The sequence below is a fragment of the Inquilinus sp. genome (assembly GCF_057815775.1).
Genome location: NZ_JBYRFX010000421.1, coordinates 1 through 16426 on the forward strand (window position 1 = coordinate 1; position 16426 = coordinate 16426).

At 68.5% G+C, this 16426-nt stretch carries 19 protein-coding genes; 6 read left to right on the top strand and 13 right to left on the bottom strand.

All coding sequences use genetic code 11. The annotated features are described in order from the left end of the window. The first annotated feature begins 328 nt into the window (after positions 1-328). Positions 329-1039, top strand: a complete 711-nt coding sequence (locus AC3XYG_RS14950) for a GntR family transcriptional regulator (RefSeq protein ID WP_489140632.1) — start codon at positions 329-331, stop codon at positions 1037-1039. Between the two features lie 84 nt (positions 1040-1123). Here the strand turns inward: AC3XYG_RS14950 and rpoD are convergent, their stop codons facing one another. From rpoD to AC3XYG_RS14975, 5 genes are all read right to left on the bottom strand, one after another. Continuing rightward, entirely contained in the window at positions 1124-3046 is a 1923-nt protein-coding gene (gene rpoD, locus AC3XYG_RS14955) for an RNA polymerase sigma factor RpoD (RefSeq protein ID WP_489140633.1), read from the bottom strand. 162 nt (positions 3047-3208) lie between these two features. Beyond that, a complete protein-coding gene (gene dnaG / locus AC3XYG_RS14960; protein ID WP_489140634.1) occupies positions 3209-5038 on the bottom strand; it encodes a DNA primase in 1830 nt (609 codons plus the stop codon). A gap of 57 nt (positions 5039-5095) precedes the next feature. Next, positions 5096-5359, bottom strand: coding sequence for a type II toxin-antitoxin system RelE/ParE family toxin (locus AC3XYG_RS14965; protein WP_489140635.1), 264 nt, complete (start codon positions 5357-5359; stop codon positions 5096-5098). After that, positions 5350-5529 (bottom strand): hypothetical protein, encoded by a 180-nt coding sequence (locus tag AC3XYG_RS14970; protein ID WP_489140636.1) that lies wholly within the window; start codon positions 5527-5529, stop codon positions 5350-5352. The genes AC3XYG_RS14965 and AC3XYG_RS14970 overlap by 10 nt, the downstream gene beginning before the upstream one ends. Before the next feature lie 43 nt (positions 5530-5572). Beyond that, complete coding sequence (locus AC3XYG_RS14975) at positions 5573-6028, bottom strand: GatB/YqeY domain-containing protein (RefSeq protein WP_489140637.1); 456 nt, start codon at positions 6026-6028, stop codon at positions 5573-5575. Between the two features lie 156 nt (positions 6029-6184). Between AC3XYG_RS14975 and carA the strand changes: the two genes are divergently transcribed. From carA to AC3XYG_RS14990, 3 genes are all read left to right on the top strand, one after another. Further along, on the top strand, positions 6185-7363 hold the full coding sequence (carA, locus tag AC3XYG_RS14980) for a glutamine-hydrolyzing carbamoyl-phosphate synthase small subunit (protein ID WP_489140638.1): 1179 nt from the start codon (positions 6185-6187) through the stop codon (positions 7361-7363). 4 nt (positions 7364-7367) lie between these two features. Further along, positions 7368-7958, top strand: a complete 591-nt coding sequence (locus AC3XYG_RS14985) for a GNAT family N-acetyltransferase (protein ID WP_489140639.1) — start codon at positions 7368-7370, stop codon at positions 7956-7958. 84 nt (positions 7959-8042) lie between these two features. Then, complete coding sequence (locus AC3XYG_RS14990) at positions 8043-8186, top strand: hypothetical protein (RefSeq protein WP_489140640.1); 144 nt, start codon at positions 8043-8045, stop codon at positions 8184-8186. Positions 8187-8246: 60 nt separating this feature from the next. On the opposite strand, the gene AC3XYG_RS14995 is transcribed toward AC3XYG_RS14990, so the two are convergent. Then, entirely contained in the window at positions 8247-8633 is a 387-nt protein-coding gene (locus tag AC3XYG_RS14995; RefSeq protein WP_489140641.1) for a PRC-barrel domain-containing protein, read from the bottom strand. 152 nt (positions 8634-8785) lie between these two features. Here AC3XYG_RS14995 and AC3XYG_RS15000 point away from each other — a divergent pair, with 152 nt between their 5' ends. Next, entirely contained in the window at positions 8786-9097 is a 312-nt protein-coding gene (locus tag AC3XYG_RS15000) for a hypothetical protein (RefSeq protein WP_489140642.1), read from the top strand. A 231-nt stretch (positions 9098-9328) separates the two neighbouring features. Here the strand turns inward: AC3XYG_RS15000 and AC3XYG_RS15005 are convergent, their stop codons facing one another. The 7 genes from AC3XYG_RS15005 to AC3XYG_RS15035 all read right to left on the bottom strand — a co-directional run bounded on the left by AC3XYG_RS15005 (position 9329) and on the right by AC3XYG_RS15035 (position 15953). Beyond that, the gene (locus tag AC3XYG_RS15005; RefSeq protein WP_489140643.1) at positions 9329-9679 is read right to left on the bottom strand and encodes a hypothetical protein; all 351 of its coding nucleotides are present in this window, start codon (positions 9677-9679) and stop codon (positions 9329-9331) included. A gap of 390 nt (positions 9680-10069) precedes the next feature. Further along, complete coding sequence (locus AC3XYG_RS15010) at positions 10070-10945, bottom strand: aldo/keto reductase (RefSeq protein WP_489140644.1); 876 nt, start codon at positions 10943-10945, stop codon at positions 10070-10072. A 28-nt stretch (positions 10946-10973) separates the two neighbouring features. Further along, positions 10974-12362, bottom strand: a complete 1389-nt coding sequence (locus AC3XYG_RS15015) for an adenylate/guanylate cyclase domain-containing protein (protein WP_489140645.1) — start codon at positions 12360-12362, stop codon at positions 10974-10976. A 78-nt stretch (positions 12363-12440) separates the two neighbouring features. After that, positions 12441-13106 carry a helix-turn-helix domain-containing protein gene (locus tag AC3XYG_RS15020; protein ID WP_489140646.1) on the bottom strand — a complete coding sequence of 222 codons (666 nt, stop codon included), beginning with the start codon at positions 13104-13106 and terminating at the stop codon, positions 12441-12443. A 58-nt stretch (positions 13107-13164) separates the two neighbouring features. Continuing rightward, positions 13165-14244: an ABC transporter substrate-binding protein gene (locus AC3XYG_RS15025; protein ID WP_489140647.1), complete on the bottom strand. Its 1080-nt coding sequence runs from the start codon at positions 14242-14244 to the stop codon at positions 13165-13167. A 36-nt stretch (positions 14245-14280) separates the two neighbouring features. Continuing rightward, entirely contained in the window at positions 14281-15102 is an 822-nt protein-coding gene (locus AC3XYG_RS15030) for an ABC transporter permease (RefSeq protein ID WP_489140648.1), read from the bottom strand. Next, the gene (locus AC3XYG_RS15035; RefSeq protein WP_489140649.1) at positions 15099-15953 is read right to left on the bottom strand and encodes an ABC transporter permease; all 855 of its coding nucleotides are present in this window, start codon (positions 15951-15953) and stop codon (positions 15099-15101) included. Before AC3XYG_RS15035 ends, AC3XYG_RS15030 begins: the two co-directional genes overlap by 4 nt. 148 nt (positions 15954-16101) lie before the next feature. Here AC3XYG_RS15035 and AC3XYG_RS15040 point away from each other — a divergent pair. Next, on the top strand, positions 16102-16426 hold a 325-nt coding region (locus AC3XYG_RS15040; protein ID WP_489140650.1), incomplete at its 3' end, for an NAD(P)/FAD-dependent oxidoreductase.

The window sequence follows — 16426 nt, forward strand, 5'->3', positions numbered from 1 at the left end:
GCGCGGTGAAAGGCGCCGATGCCGAGATGGACGATGCCGGTGACGATCGCGGCGCGGTCATAGGTGGGCCGCGCCACCGAGGCGGGCAGGCTGGCCAGCGCCGCCGCCCCGAGGCGTCGCGCGGACGCCCCCGGGCGCCGCGGGGACGCCGGATGGACGATGGTCACGAGCGGCAGGCCTTCCGCGGCCCGGCATGATCCTGGAACGGCATCGGCAGCGCTTCCCCTATCGGTCCTGCGGCAGCGCCGATCGACACCGGCGGCATCCCTGTGACACTAGTATGGTGGTTCGATCTCGGCAACATCCGGCCGGCATGGTAGAGAGGGGCATGACCGCCGTCTTCGCCATCGATCTGGAGCACACTGCGGAGCCCATCGCCCAGCAGGTCGTGCAGGCGCTGCGCCGGGCCATCGTGACCATGCACCTCCGGCCGGGCGAGATGCTGTCGGAGCAGGACATCGCCACCCGGCTGGGCATCAGCCGCCAGCCGGTGCGCGAGGCCTTCATCAAGCTGGGCAAGGCCGGGCTGGTGCGCATCCTGCCGCAGCGCGGCACCCTGATCGTGAAGATCTCACCCGCCGCGGTCGAGGACGCCCATTTCGTCCGCGTGGCGGTGGAAAGCGCCATCGTTCGCGAGGTGGCGCGCGGCGCCGACCGGACGGCGCTGGCGGCCATCGGCGCCAACCTGGCCGAACAGGCGCGGGCGGCGCAGGCCAAGGACCCGGAGGAGTTCTTCGCCCTCGACGACGCCTTCCACCGGCTGCTGGCTGACGCCGCCCACCGGCAGGCGGCCTGGCAGATCATCGAGGACATCAAGCCGCAGATGGACCGGGTGCGGTTCCTGTCGATGCCCGAGACCACGCCGATGCCGGCGCTGGTCGACCAGCACACCGCCAACGCCGAAGCGGTGATGGCGGGCGACCCGGACGCCGCGGCCGCGGCGATGCGCGCCCATCTTGGCGAGATCCTGCTCACGCTGCCGAAGCTGGCCCTGCGGTACCCCGACCTGTTCGACCCGCTGCCGCCGTCGGAGGCATAGGCCCCAAACGAAACGGGCGGCCCGAAGGCCGCCCGTGCGTTGTCGAAACCGACGATCCGATCAGGTGTCGAGGAAGCAGCGCAGCTAGCGGCTGCGGCTGGGGTGCTTCAGCTTGCGCAGCGCCTTCGCCTCGATCTGGCGGATACGCTCGCGCGTCACCGAGAACTGCTGCCCGACCTCTTCCAGCGTGTGGTCGGTGTTCATGCCGATGCCGAAGCGCATGCGCAGCACCCGCTCCTCACGCGGCGTCAGCGAGGCCAGGACGCGCGTGGTGGTCTCGCGCAGATTGGCCTGGATCGCGGCGTCGAGCGGCTGGACCGCGTTCTTGTCCTCGATGAAGTCGCCGAGATGGCTGTCTTCCTCGTCGCCGATCGGCGTCTCGAGGCTGATCGGCTCCTTGGCGATCTTCAGGACCTTGCGCACCTTCTCCAGCGGCATCAGCAGCCGCTCGGCCAGCTCTTCCGGGGTCGGCTCGCGGCCGATCTCGTGCAGCATCTGGCGGCTGGTGCGGACCAGCTTGTTGATCGTCTCGATCATGTGGACCGGGATGCGGATGGTCCGCGCCTGGTCGGCGATCGAGCGGGTGATGGCCTGCCGAATCCACCAGGTGGCGTAGGTCGAGAACTTGTAGCCGCGGCGGTACTCGAACTTGTCGACCGCCTTCATCAGCCCGATGTTGCCCTCCTGGATCAGGTCCAGGAACTGCAGGCCGCGGTTGGTGTACTTCTTGGCGATCGAGATCACGAGACGGAGATTGGCCTCGACCATCTCCTTCTTGGCGCGCCCGGCCTCCTTCTCGCCCTTCTGCACCGTCGAGACGATGCGGCGGTATTCCGAGATCGGCAGGCCGACCTCGTCCGAGACCTGACTGATCTGGCCGCGCACCCGCTGGGCAGCGCTGCCGTTCTTCTCGGAGAACTTCGCCCACTTCTTGTCCAGCCCGCGCACCCGCTCGAGCCAGTTCGGGTCGAGCTCATGCCCGAAATAATGCTGCAGGAAGGATTCGCGGCTGACCCCGCCCTCGACCACCAGCCGCATCAGCTGGCCTTCGAGGCCCATCAGCTTGCGGTTCTGGCCATAGAGCTGTTCGACCAGCTGTTCGATCCGGACGTTGTTGAGGTGGACCACCTCCATCAACCGGACCATGTCCTCCTTCAGCTTGTCGTATTTCGAATCCGACTGCTTGGAGAGGGCTTCACCCTTCTGGATCTGGCCAAGCCGCTGCTCCTGCAGCTTGTGCATCTTCTGATAGGTCTGCTCGATCGCCTCGAAGGTCTCGAGCACGTGCGGCTTCAGCTGCTCTTCCATCGCGGAGAGCGAGATGCCGCCGTCATCCTCGTCGGCAGATCCGCCGGCCGCGTCGCCTTCACCCTCGGTCTCGGCCTCGGCTTCAGGCTCCGCCGCTGCCGCGGCCGCGCTCATCGCCAGCGCCTCGCCCTCGGGGCTGGCGCCGTAGGTGGCGTCGAGGTCGATGATGTCACGCAGCAACATCTTCCCGTCCTTCAGGGAAGAATGCCAATCGATCATGGCGCGGATGGTCAGCGGGCTCTCGCAGATGCCGCCGATCATCATCTCGCGGCCGGCCTCGATGCGCTTGGCGATAGCGATTTCGCCTTCGCGCGACAGCAGCTCGACCGATCCCATCTCGCGCAGATACATGCGCACGGGGTCGTCGGTGCGGCCGACATCGTCGTCATCGAGATTGCCAGCATTCCGGCCTTCGCCGTCGGACTCGCTGCTGGTCGCGGCAGCGTCGTCCGACTCTTCGCTCTCGACGACGTTGATTCCCATCTCCGACAGGCCGGCCATCACGTCTTCGATCTGCTCGGACGAGGTCGAATCCGGCGGCAAGGCGGCGTTCAGCTCGTCGACGGTGACGTAGCCGCGCTCCTTGGCCTTGGCGATAAGCTTCTTCACCGCCTGGACCGTCGCGTCCATCATGGCGCCGTCCGCGCTTTCCTCGCGCGTCTCGGCCGAATCCGCTGCCGTCGCTGTCTTGGTCGCCATCTGCACCCGTGCCCCTTCGCCCGCCGCCGTCGGAAACCCTATCGCCAAAAGGGACCCGAAGCTGGCTCTCATACCTAAGGTTCCGCACGCAAGGAAGGGCCACGACTCGGAATTGGCCGTGTCCCGCCGCGTCGCGGCATCCATTTCATCCTCAGTGGCGGGTCACAACCCGCCCGGCATCGCCTGCCGCCGCTCGATCTCCTGCCGCAGTCCGCGCCAGCGTTCCAGCGCAGCCTCCGTGCCCTGCCGTCCCATATCCCTGGCCGCATCGGCGAATTCGCGCTTCAGAGCGCGCAATTCGATATGGTCCATAACCATAGCCCAGCCGGCGCGCGCCTCATCGAGAGACGTCCCCGGCCGGGTGAAGGGCCATTTCCTGCGAATGCGGTCGACCAAGGCCGGCGGCAGCCCATCAGCCTCGGGAACAGTGAGGTAGGACTGAGTCGGCTGTGAATCAAGTCCGTCCGATTCGCCCGGCCGCGAATCACCGATTCGCGACAGCAGGGTCTGGCGCAGCGAATCGAGTCGCGAATCGGCGATCTCGATCATGGCGAAGCCCTCGCCGACCTCCTCGGCCAGCGTCGGATGCCCCGCAACCAGCAGCAGCAGCACGCAAATCGCCAGCCGATCATCCTGTTCGTCGCTGATCGATTGCGGCTTGGGCCCGACCGGCGCGGGCGGCTTGCCCGGCCGCCAATCCTTGTCCGGCCGCCGCGGCCGGTGGGGATAGGCTTCGTCGAATCGGGACCGCAGCTCGGCCAGGTACTGGCCCTGCACCGCCGAATCGGCGATTCGCCGCGCCTGCGCCTCGACCCCGGCGCGCAGCCCGGCCCGGCCCTCCGGCGTTTCCAGCCGGTGCATCGTGGTCTGGCGGTCGAACAGCACGCGCACCAGCGGCAGGGCGCCGTCCAGCACCGCCGCCATGGCCGCACCACCGCCGGAACCGCGAATCAGGCTGTCCGGATCCTCGCCCTGCGGCAGGAAGGCGATCCGGGCGGAATGGTCGGGCTTCAGCTGCGGCAGGATGCGGTCCATCGCCCGCCAGGCCGCCCGCCGCCCGGCCTCGTCGCCGTCGAAGCACAGCACCGGCACCGGCGTCATCTTCCACAGCTCGGCGATCTGCTCCTCGGTCATGGCTGTGCCAAGCGGGGCCACCGCCGCCTCGAAGCCCGCCTTCACCAGGGCGATCACGTCCATATAGCCTTCGGCGACGATCACGGTCTGGCCCTGGGACGCCGCCTGCCGCGCCCGCGACAGGCCGTAGAGCAGCTGGCCCTTGTGGAACAGCGGGTTGTCGGGGCTGTTCACGTATTTCGGGCCGTCGCCCTCCATGATCCGGCCGCCGAAGGCGACGGTGCGGCCGCGGCGGTCGGCCACCGGGAACATCACCCGGTTGCGGAAGAAGGAATAGAGGTCGCGCCCGTCATCCGGCCGGCGAGCCAGCCCGACCTCCTCGACCATCGCGTCCTGGAAGCCCTGGCCGCGCAGATGCTTGATCAGCTTGCCGCCATCGGTCGGGGCGAAGCCCAGGCGGAAGCGCGACACCGTCTCGCCGTCCAGGCCGCGGCCCTTGAGGTATTCGCGCGCCGCCCGGCCGCCCGGGCCGTGCAACTCGGCCTCGAAGAAGGCACAGGCCGATTCGACCACGTCGTAGAGCGATTTCTGCCGCTCGAACCGCTCCCGGTCCTCGGGCTCCGCCTTCGGCACCTCCAGGCCGGCCTGGGCCGACAGTGACTCGATCGCCTCCATGAAGGACAGCCGGTCGTGCTGCATGACGAAGCCGATGACGTCGCCATGCGCGCCGCAGCCGAAGCAGTGGAAGAAGCCCTTCTGGTCGTTGACCGTGAAGCTGGGCGACTTTTCCTTGTGGAACGGGCAGCAGGCCTTGAATTCGCCCTTGGTGCCACGCTGCAGCGGCACGCGCTTGCCGACCACATCCGAGACCTGGAGGCGGGAGCGCAGTTCGTCGAGGAATCCGGGGGACAGGGCCATGCGGTCAGTTCTATCGGGCGGAAGAGACTAGATTAAACCGATTCCCGATTCGGACGGTCACCGGTTCTGGGCGCCGTGCCAGAGACGCAGAATTTCGACCTGCCCGGTGATCCGATACACGATCACATACGGTGCAACGATGAGTTCACGGGTGGCCAGCTCCACACCGGGGCGCCCACGACGGGGAAGGCGTTCAAGGCTGTCGGCAGCTGCGATGAGTTGCACCGCAAGTCGTGAGGCCGCCCACGGATTGGAGACTTCGATATAGGCCACAAGCCGATCGAGATCTTCCAGCGCCTCAGGCGTCCAGGCTACTTGCACTCGGGCTTCGGCAGCCGTTTCCCGGTTCCCCAGGAGAGCAGCCAGCGCCGCACCTCCTCATGCGGGATCAGCCGGCCCGCATCGGCCGATGCGATCCCCTCCCGAATCGCCGCACGCTTCGCGGCAGTCTCGGGATCGTCTGGTGGCTGGATCGGCACGGGCTTCGTCATACACACAATATAGGAGCCCTGGAGCTCGGGCGCCACTGGACGGTCAGCCCAGCTGCGCCTTCACCATCGGCGAGACCTTGGAGAAATCCATCTGCCCGGCGTAGCGCGTCTTCAGCTCGGCCATCACCCGGCCCATGTCCTTCATGCCGGCGGCGCCGAGTTCGGTGATGACGGCGCCGATCGCCGCCGCCGTCTCCGCCTCGCCCATCGCCTGGGGCAGGAACTGCTCGATCATCGTGATCTCGGCCTGTTCCTTGTCGGCCAGGTCCTGGCGGTTGCCCTGCTGGTACAGCGCGATGCTCTCGCGCCGCTGCTTCACCATGGTCTGCAGCAGCGACAGGATCTCTTCGTCCGGGATGCCCTCCATGTTGCCCTTGGACCGGGCGTCGATGTCCTTGGTCTTCAGGGCGGCGATGATCATCCGCACGGTCGAGAGCCGGCGCTCGTCCCGGGCCTTCATCGCTTCCTTGAGCGTGTCGGTGAACTGGGTGCGCAGCATGATCGGATCCTCCAGGCAAAAGCGGCGCGAAATGTCGGCTATCCCGTCGAGATAGGCAAGAGAAGGGGGCGGCCATTCCGCCAGCGCGGGCAAGAGGGGCTGGAATCTTGTCAACGTCCGTGCTTTATGCCTGGAAATTCATACCCCGAGGTTGCCATGACCCACACCGCTCCGCCTCCCGGCGCCACTGCGGCGCTCGTGCTCGCCGATGGCACGGTGCTTTGGGGCCGAGGCATCGGGGCGACCGGCCGGGCGATCGGCGAGGTCTGTTTCAACACGTCGATGACCGGCTACCAGGAGATCATGACCGATCCGTCCTATGCCGGGCAGATCGTCACCTTCACTTTCCCGCACATCGGCAATGTCGGCGCCAACCCGGAGGATATCGAGACCGGGACCTCGGCCGCCCGCGGCCTGGTGCTGCGCGACGACATCACCGACCCGTCGAACTGGCGCGCCACCCGCGACTTCGACGACTGGCTGCAATCCTTCGGCCTGATCGGCATTTCCGGGGTCGACACCCGCGCCCTGACCCGCCGCATCCGCGATGCCGGCGCCCCGACCGGCGTGGTCATCCACGCCCCGGACGGCAAGTTCGACATCCCGGCGGCGCTGGCCGAGGCCCAGGCCTGGCCGGGGCTGGAGGGCATGGACCTGGCCAAGGAGGTGTCCTGCCGCCAGACCTATCGCTGGGACGAGACGCGCTGGGCCCTGGCCACCGGCTACGGCAAGCTGGAGACCCCGCAGCGAAAGGTCGTGGCGATCGATTTCGGCGCCAAGCGCAACATCCTGCGCTGCCTGGCCTCGACCGGCTGCGACGTCACCGTGCTGCCGGCGACGGCGACGGCCGAGGACGTGCTGGGCCATGCGCCGGACGGCGTGTTCCTGGCCAACGGCCCGGGCGACCCGGCGGCGACCGGCGAATACGCCGTGCCGATGATCAAGGCGCTGCTCGACACCGGCCTGCCGATCTTCGGCATCTGCCTGGGCCACCAGATGCTGGCCCTGGCGCTGGGCGGACGCACCGAGAAGATGGCCCGCGGCCATCGCGGCGCCAACCATCCGGTCAAGGACCTGACCACCGGCAAGGTCGAGATCACCAGCCAGAACCACGGCTTCCAGGTGCTGGCCGACAGCCTGCCGGACACAGTCGAGGTCACCCATGTCAGCCTGTTCGACGGGTCGAACGAAGGGCTGCGGCTGAAGGACCGGCCGGTGTTCTCGGTGCAATATCACCCGGAGGCGAGCCCGGGACCGCAGGACAGCCACTACCTGTTCCAGCGCTTCGTCGACCTGATCGACGCCCAAAACCCTGACGTAAAGCAGAAGCGCTGACGCCATGCCCCGGCATCGCGAGCCGCCGCGCCTGACCGGCCCCCGGGTCTCGCTGACCCTGGCGGGACCGGCCGAGGCCGCGGCGCTCGCGGCGTTCCATGATCGGGAATGGGACCATCTCGACCCCTGGCTGCCGCCGCGCGGCCCCGCCTGGCGCACCGAGGCGCATTGGCGGCGCTGGAGCGAGGAGACGGTCGACCTGTTCCTCACGGACCGGGCCGTGCGCATGGCGCTGCGGCTGATCGGGCAGCCCGCCGCGGGGGTGATCGGGCAGTTGAATCTCAACATGCTGGTCCGCGGCTCGTTCCAGGCCCCGACGCTGGGCTATCACCTGGGGGCCGCGCATCAGGGCCAGGGGCTGATGCGCGAGGCGCTGGAGCTGGCTATCGCCTATGCCTTCGGGCCGCTGGAGCTGCACCGGCTGATGGCCAACCACCTGCCGGAGAATGCGCGCAGCGCCGCGCTGCTGCAGCGCCTGGGCTTTGAGCGCGAGGGCTACGCCAAGGCCTATCTGTTCATCGGCGGCGCCTGGCGCGACCATGTGCTGACCGCGCTGACCAATCCGGACCCGGTCGACCTGCAGCCTGCGGGATAGCGGAACCGGGTTCTCTCGCCTGCCGTTTCCTTGGGAGAGCCGACCGGCCGTCGGATCGGCGTCCATGGCAGCGAGGAGCCGATCATGCCGGACGACCAACCACCCACGCTCAACACCACCGAGGCCCGCCAGGGCGAGACCAGCGGCCATATGCGCTGGGTGCTGCACCTGTCGCTGGGGCTGGCCGTCGTCGTCATCGGCGTGGTCCTGCTCTGGTGGGTGCTCTGACCCCCAGACGGAACGGGGCGGCCCGAAGGCCGCCCCTGGCGGTTCAGATTCGACCAGCGCCTACATCCAGTAGGGCGGCACCCGGTAGTAATCGTGTACCTGCTGCGCCCATTGGCGGTCGTCCCAGTCGAACCGGTCGCGGGCGTCATGGGCCGGCGCGCCGCGCAGCTGGTCTTCGGTGATGTCCAGCTCATAGGCGTCGAGGCCTTCGTTGTAGGTCAGCATCGACCATGGCAGGGCGTAGTAGTCCGCCCCGAGGCCGAGGAAGCCGCCGAAGGTCATGACGGCATAGCCGACCCGGCCGGTCCGCTTGTCGATCATCACCCGCTGGATGGTGCCGATCTTGTCGCCGTTCGGCCGGCGCACCGGCGTGCTTTCGACCTTGTCGCTGGCGATCAGCCGCTCGGTCTCGCGGCTGGCCAGATCATGCGCGGTCCGGGTCTGCATATCGCTCTCCACGATGGTGACTCTCATCCAGGAAATAGCCGGTCGGGACCATCGGTTCCGACGGAACCGATGGCCGCGCGCTGCGATTGAGTCAGGGAGGGGCCGGTCCGGAACCGCAGGATGGCCCGCACACCCGCACAGGAGGCCAGGCCATGCCGAAGGGTGATAAATCGAGCTACACCGATAAGCAGAAGCGCAAGGCGGAGCATATCGAGGAGGGCTATGAGGCCCGCGGCGTCTCCGAGAACGAGGCAGAACGCCGGGCCTGGGCCACCGTCAACAAAGACAGCGGCGGCGGCAACAAGAGCGGCTCCGGCCGCGGCAAGGCCGACACCAACGCCTCCGCCAAGAAGGGCGGCAAAGCGGGCGGCGAGGCTGCCGCCGAGCGTCCTGCCGCAGCCCGCAGCGCGTCGGCGAAGAAGGCCGCCGCAACCCGCAAACGGCACGAACACCACGCGTCTTGAGGGATTTTTTGATGACCACGCCGAAGCTGCCGCCAGAAGAACCGACACCCCAGCCCCCGCCGGGGCCGGACATTCCGCCCGGACAGCCGGGCGAGCGCCCGACGGAGGTGCCGCCGAGCCCGGGCGAGCCGCCCCCGCTGCCGGAACCGAACAAGATGTGAAACAATCCAAAAAGAAAGGCCGGCGCTTGAGCAGCGCCGGCCTTCTTCATTTCATCGGATCAGAGCTGGGTCACTGCCAGCCCCAGCCCCAACCGCGGTTGTGGCGCCAGCCGCGAGGTTCGCGCCAGCGTTCATGGCGCCATTCGTCGCGCCGGCCCCAACCACCCCCGCGCCATTCGCGGCGGTCGTGGCGCCAGTTGTCGCCGCGCCAGTTGTTGTTGTGACGATCCGACCGCCAGTTCGAGCGGTTGCCGCGCCAGTCCACCTTGGTGTCGAGCGAGGCGTTGCCCTCGCCGTGCCAGACCAGCGGCGTCGCCACCGGTGCGGGCGCCCGGTCCTGGGCGAAGGCGGCGCCGGAAGCGCCGGTCAGGAGCAGCGCCGCCGAGGCGGCAATAAGAACGCGCTTCATACGAGACAGCATGGGAGCAATCCCTTTCCATAGATGCCGGACGCATCCTCATCAGCATGGTCCGGACTCCCCACCTTCACGTGTGACGCCGGGCACTCCGTCGTTGACCTCTCAAGATTCCGAAAAACATCGTCTCCACAATCCCAATGCCGATATCTGATATCACCCCGCCATCTTTCCGCCACAAAGCGAACAGGAAGACGTCACGATACGGCTGACTTCAGTATTTGAAATCCTCTTTTCCATCTGTTCCTGCAAAGACTCCAATGCGTCCGACATGATCAAAATGACAGACGTAATAACTTGGAATTATCAGCCCCCACCTGTTGCATCACAGACGAGAAATAGACGCGGAACGGCTGAGAGCCGCACCGTTGGAACAGCCGACGATTGAGCGCGGGATCAGAGGATGGCGAGCGGGAGCTTGCGCCGTGGCGGCGGAAAGGCCTGGTCGAGCGCGGCGAGATCGGCCTCGTTGAGGACGAGGTCGAGCGCCCGGCGGTGGTCGCGCAATCGGTCCGGCCGGCTGGATTTCGGGATCGCCACCACGCCTTGCCGCGTCAGCAGCCAGGCCAGGGCAACGGTCGCCGGCGCGACGCCGTGGCGCCGGGCGACGCCGCCGAGCGCCGGGTCGTCGAGCAACCGGCCCTGGCCGAGCGGCGAATAGGCCATGATGGGCAAGCCGCGATCCTGGCACCAGGGCAGCAGGTCCCATTCGATGCCGCGGGCGCCCAGGCTGTAGCAGACTTGGTTGGTCGCCGTGCGGCCGCCATCCTCGCGGGTCCAGTCGACCATGTCGTCGCGATCGAAATTGCTGACGCCCCAGTCGGCGATCTTGCCGTCGGCGCGCAGCCGCTCGAACGCCTCGATGGTTTCGGCATAGGGCACGCCGCCCTGCCAGTGCAGCAGGTACAGGTCGATCCGGTCGGTGCCGAGCCGGCGCAGGCTGCCCTCGCAGGCGGCGATTGCGGCCGTGCGGCCGGCATTGTGCGGATAGACCTTGCTGACCAGGAACACGTCGTCGCGCCGGCCGCGGATCGCCGCGCCCACCACCTGCTCGGCGCCGCCTTCGCCGTACATCTCGGCGGTGTCGATCAAGCCGAGGCCGAGATCGATCCCGGCGGCGATCGCCGCCGCCTCGTCATCCGCCTCGCGCCCGTCCTCGCCCATGCCCCAGGTGCCTTGTCCCAGGATCGGCATGGCGGCGCCCGACGGCAGCGTCAGGGTCGTCTCGCCCACCGGCCGGCGGCGCAGGCCGGGGCTCTCTGCACTGGTCATCCGCGAATCCCCCACTCCTTCCGGCCTGTTATTCGGCCACGGCCATCCGAACCTGCTGCGCCACGCCGATCGGCGCCAGCGTCCAGATCGCCAGCGTCCCCTGCCGGCCGCGGATCTCGGTCTGGCCGGCAGGGTCGAAGGCGTCCAGCACCTCCCGCGCGCAGCCTTCACGGCCAGCCTGGGAGACAGCGGCGTCGCTGGCCACCACCGTCGCGTCCAGCCGGCGGCTCAACCGCTCCAGCCGGCTGGCGACGTTGACGGTGTCGCCGACCACGCCGAATTCGAGACGACGCTCGTCGCCGATATTGCCGACCACGACCGGCCCATAGTGCAGCCCGATGCCGACCTCGATCGCCACCGCGCCGCGCGCCGCCCGCTTGGCGTTCCAGCGCTGGACGTCGGCGCACATCGCCCGGGCGCAGCTGAGCGCGTTGGAGGCGTCGCGCGGCCCCGATTGCGGCGTGCCGAAGGTCGCCATGACGCAGTCGCCGATGTATTTGTCGATCGTGCCCTCATGGGCGAAGACCTGCTCCGCCATGCGGCGGTGGAAGCTGCGCAGCAGTGCCACCACCCGCTCCGGCGCCAGCCCTTCGGCCTGGCTGGAAAAGCCGACGATGTCGACGAACAGGATGACCACCGGCTGGCGCTGGACCTCGCCGATCGGCGTGCCGGAGGCGGCGAGCCGGCTGACCAGGTTCGGCGAGAAATAGCGCGACAGGGCCGCCTTGGCCGCCTCGGTCTTCGCCACCCGGCCGACCAGCTTGCGCGACCGCCACACCGCGAGCGCCAGGACCAGCGTGGCCAGCAGCAGGACCATGGTCTGGATCATCCACAGCGTCACATTGACCGCATGCGGGTCGAGCGATGCCATCGCCCGGTCGGCCGTGCCCATCTGCCCCATGCCGACGACATCGGCCGCCCTGAAGATGATGCTGTCCGGCAGCGTGGCCAGCCACAGGAAGCCGAGCGACCAGGCGGCGGCCAGCCCGGCGCCGACCAGCAGCACCAGCTTCGGTGAATAGCTGAGCGCGACACCGCACAGGAACAGGAGCAGGAACAGGAAGTTCGGCAGCCGCTGGGTGAACTGCACCGGCAGATCCATGCCGAACAGCGGGTTGGGCGCCACCATCAGCACGGTCAGCAGCAGGCCGTCGCCGACCAGGAAGGCGCCGACGCCCCAGACGCCGAGGCGGCCGCGGCGTTGCAGCACATAGGGGATCAGGCCGAGCACCAGGAACAGGACCATGACGCCGAGATAGGCCCAGGCCCGGCTGGCCGGGACCGCCAGCACGGTATAGATCGCCAGCAGCGCCAGAACCAGCACGCGGCCGTAGAAGACATAGGACAGGCCCGCCCGCTCCTCGCGGGCAATGGCCCCCTTGATGTCGCCGAGCACAGCCTGCGCCGGTTTCGCCATGCCGCTCTCCAGCCTGATGACCCGCTGAAAATGGGTAGGCCGGCGCGCCGCCACCAGGGGGCGGGCAAAGATGCCGCCTTATCCCGTCTTGGCGATCACCCAGATCACCCGCGCCGGACGTGGCCCGGGGTTGTGGAAGCGGTGCGGCAGCCGGCTGGAGAAGGCGAAGCAGTCGCCCGGCCCGAGCCGATAGGGTTTGCCGTCGATCTCGAGATCGACAGTGCCGTCGATGACGTAGCCGATCTCGTCGGCATCATGGGTGTAGGGGGCGCCGCCCGAGCCGCGGTCCGGCTCGATCTCCACCATCAGTCCCTGGAACACGGCATTGGCCGCGGCGGAGATGCGCCGCTTGCGCAGGCCGTCACGCTCGAAGATCACCGGCTGCTCGCGTTCATGCCGGGTGACATAGGGGTCGGGCAGCGCCGCATCCTCCGGCGCGACCAGCGCGCTGGCCGATACCTCCAGCGCCGAGCTGAGCACCCAGAGCTGGCGGATCGTCGGCGACGACAGGCCGCGTTCGATCTGGCTGAGCGCGCCGGTCGACACCCCGGCGCGGCCGGCCAGATCGGCGATCGACAGCCCCTTGGCCTTGCGCCGCTGCCGGATCCGCCGGCCGAAGGCGAGATCGGCCGGGCTCGGTGGCGATCGCGCCGGGGCCGAGGCTTCGGCCGATGGATCCTCGGCCGAAGGGTCGGCGGAGACGCCGTCGAGGTTGGGCGAGCGCGCGGGGGATCGTCCGGTCATGACCCCAGTCATAACGTCGACCCGCCCCATCCGGAAGCCCGCCGCGCCGGCTGGCCGGTCATCCGCCGGCCTTCACCGCCTCGAACATCGCCGTCGCCCCGTCATTGTTCTTGATCGAACGGGTGACCACGGTGTGCGAGATCATCTCCTGCGGGTCAGACGGCAGCTCCAATTCCTGCAGCGTCTTCGCATCGACCCGCTTGAACGCCTCGGCGCTGGAGCTGCCATAGCCGTACTGGCGGATCAGCTGCTCGCCCGAGGACGGGTCGAGCCGGGCGTTCATGAAGTCGTAGGCCGCGTCGACATTCTTCGAATCCTTCAGCAACACCATGCCGCAGACCCAGGTCAGCATGCCTTCCTTCGGCTTCATGAAGGTGACCGGGACGCCCTGCTTGCGCAGCGAGACGGCGGAGGCGTTCCAGGTCATCGCCGCGACCAGCTCGCCCGAGGCCAGGGCCTGTTCCACCGAGGTCATGTCGGTGGTGTACAGCCGCAACAGCGGCCGCTGTTCGCGCAGCAGGTCCTTCACCTTGGCCATGTCCTGCGGCGACGTCAGGTCGAACGGGTCGACACCGGCCAGCAGCGATGCGACGATCGGCGTGTCATGCACCGCGTCGATGGTGGCGAGACGGCCGGCATAGTCCTTGTCCCACAGCAACCGCCAGCTCGGCTCCGGGTCCTTGACCAGGTCGGTGCGGTACAGGACGGAGGTGTTGCCCCAGTCCCAGGGCACCATCCAGACCTTGCCGTCCGCGACCACGCCCGGCAGGTTCCGCAGCACCGGGAAGATCGAATCCCAGTTCTTGATCCGCGACACATCGATCGGCTGCAGCAGCCCTTCCTGCCGCCAGCGCGGGATCTTGTCGAAGCAGGGATGGGCGATGTCGGGGTGGAAGCCGGCCTTGACCTTGGCGAAGGCCTCGTCGTCGTCGCCGAACACGGTGATGTCGACACCCTCGGGGTGGGCGGCGGCATAGCCAGGGTGGAACTGGTCGAGCTCATAGCCCGACCAGGTGAGATAGCTGAGCTTGTCCGCCGCCCGCGCGCCGGTGGCGGCGCCGGCAGCGAGAATGGCGGCGATCGCCGCACAGAACATGAGCCGGCCCCCGCGGGCGCCGAGACGATCCAGACCTAGCATGACGTGCCTCCTGTTCGTGTTCGTTGTCGTTTCGGTTCAGGTCGCGAGCGGGATCGGCGGCGCGGCCCGGGCAACCGTGCCGCGGCGGCGCAACCGTTCCGCCGCCAGGACCAGCACGACCGACACCGCCAGGATCAGCGAGCCGAGCGCCAGGACGCCCGGCAGCTGGTTCGGGAAGCGCAGCTGGCCCCAGATGTAGATCGGCAGCGTCGGGTCGGTGCCGACCAGGAAGAAGGCGACGATGAATTCGTCGAAGGAGGTGGTGAAGGCCAGCAGGAAGCTGGCGGCGATACCGGGCGCCGCGATCGGCAGCGAGATCCGCCGCAGCACCGTCCACGGCGCGGCGCCGAGATCGGCCGCCGCCTCCTCCACCGCCCGGCTGTAGCCTTCGAACCGGCCCTTCATGGTCAGGACCGCGATCGGCAGGCCAAGGCAGGCATGCGCCAGCGCCACCGCGGTGAGGGAGGGCCCGAGCCCCGCCAGCGTGGCCAGCACCAGCAGCGCGATGCCCAGCACGACGCCGGGGATGAACAGCGGCGCCGCGGCGCCGGCCAGCAGCAACTGCGTGCCCCGCCCCGCACCGCGCCGGGTGACGGCATAGGCGGTCAGCGTGCCGGCGACCGTCGCCAGGGTTGCCGCCCCCAGCGCGACCATGAGGCTGTTGCGCAGGGCGGTGCCGAGCTGGGAATTGCCCAGCAGGTCGCTGTACCAATGCAGGGTCAGGCCCTTCAGCGGCAGCGCCACATAGATCGAGTCGTTCAGCGAGAACAGCGGGATCATCGCCATCGGCAGGTACAGGAACAGCATGTACAGCAGCGCATAGAGGCGCAGGCCGACCGCGGCGCGCCGGCCGCTCATGCCGCCACCCGCCGGGCCAGGCGCATGGCCGCCCGGATGGCGAACCAGCCCAGGCCCAGGCACAGCATCAGCAGCACCGACAGCGCCGCGCCGAAGGGCCAGTCATTGGCCTTGCCGAACTGGGCCTGGATGACGGTGCCGATCATGGTCGAGGACGGGCCGCCGACCAGGGCCGGCGTGACGTAGTCGCCCAGCGTCGGGATGAAGACGACGATCGATGCCGCGGCCACGCCGGGCATCGACAGCGGCAGGATAACGCGGCGGAACACCTTGGCCGGCGCGGCCCCCAGGTCGCGCGCCGCCTCGATCAGCCGGGGATCGATGGTGTCGAGGCGGACCACGATCGGCAGGATGGCGAAGGCGGCATAGGCATGGGCGAGGGTCAGCACCATCGCGCCGGGGGTGTAGAGCAGCGCCTCCAGCGGCTGCGCCACCACCCCGGTGCCGACCAGGGCCGAATTGAGGATGCCGTTGTAGCCGAGGATGATCTTCCAGGCGAAGACGCGCAGCAGGTAGCTGGTCCAGAACGGCAGGGTCACCAGCAGCAGCCAAGTGCCCTTCCGCGCCCCGGCGTGGAAGGCGATGAAATAGGCCATGGGATAGGCGGCCAGCACGGTCGCAGCCGTCACCAGCCCGGCCACCACCAGCGACCGCAGCAGCACCATGGCGTAAAGCGGATCGGTCACGGCCCTGACATAGCCGTCCAGGGTCAGGTCCAGCCCGATCAGGGCGCCATCGTTGCGGCGCAGGCTGAGGAACAGCAGCAGCGCGAAGGCGAACAGGATCAGCGTGACGGTCAGGAGCGCGGTCGGCACCTGGATCAGCCGGTCGAAAGCGCGCGGCGGACGCATACGGGCAATCCCTCCTGTCGGCCGGCCCGGATGCGATCCGGGGGCGCGACGTCATATGCCCTACGATTTTCCATCACACAGGTGAAATCAAGTTGATTTTCATCACCCAGGTGAATCACCCTGTCCACGCAGATGCTGGGAGGATCCGATGCCGTGGACCGAGCCGTTCGATCTTTCCCGGTCGCTGTGGGCTGCCACCGCGGCGCCGGGCGCGGCCTATGAGGCGCTGGACGGCGGCATCGACGCCGACGTCGCCATCGTCGGCCTCGGCATCACCGGCCTCTCGACCGCGCTGCACCTGGCGGAGCGCGGCGTGCGCGTGGTCGCCGTCGACGCCGCCACGGTCGGGTTCGGCGCCTCGGGCCGCAATGGCGGCCAGGTCATTCCGGGGCTGAAGGAGAATCCGGCCGAGCTGCGGGCGCGTTGGGGCGCCGAGCGCGGCGACCGGATGGTCCGCTTCGTCGGCAGCGCGG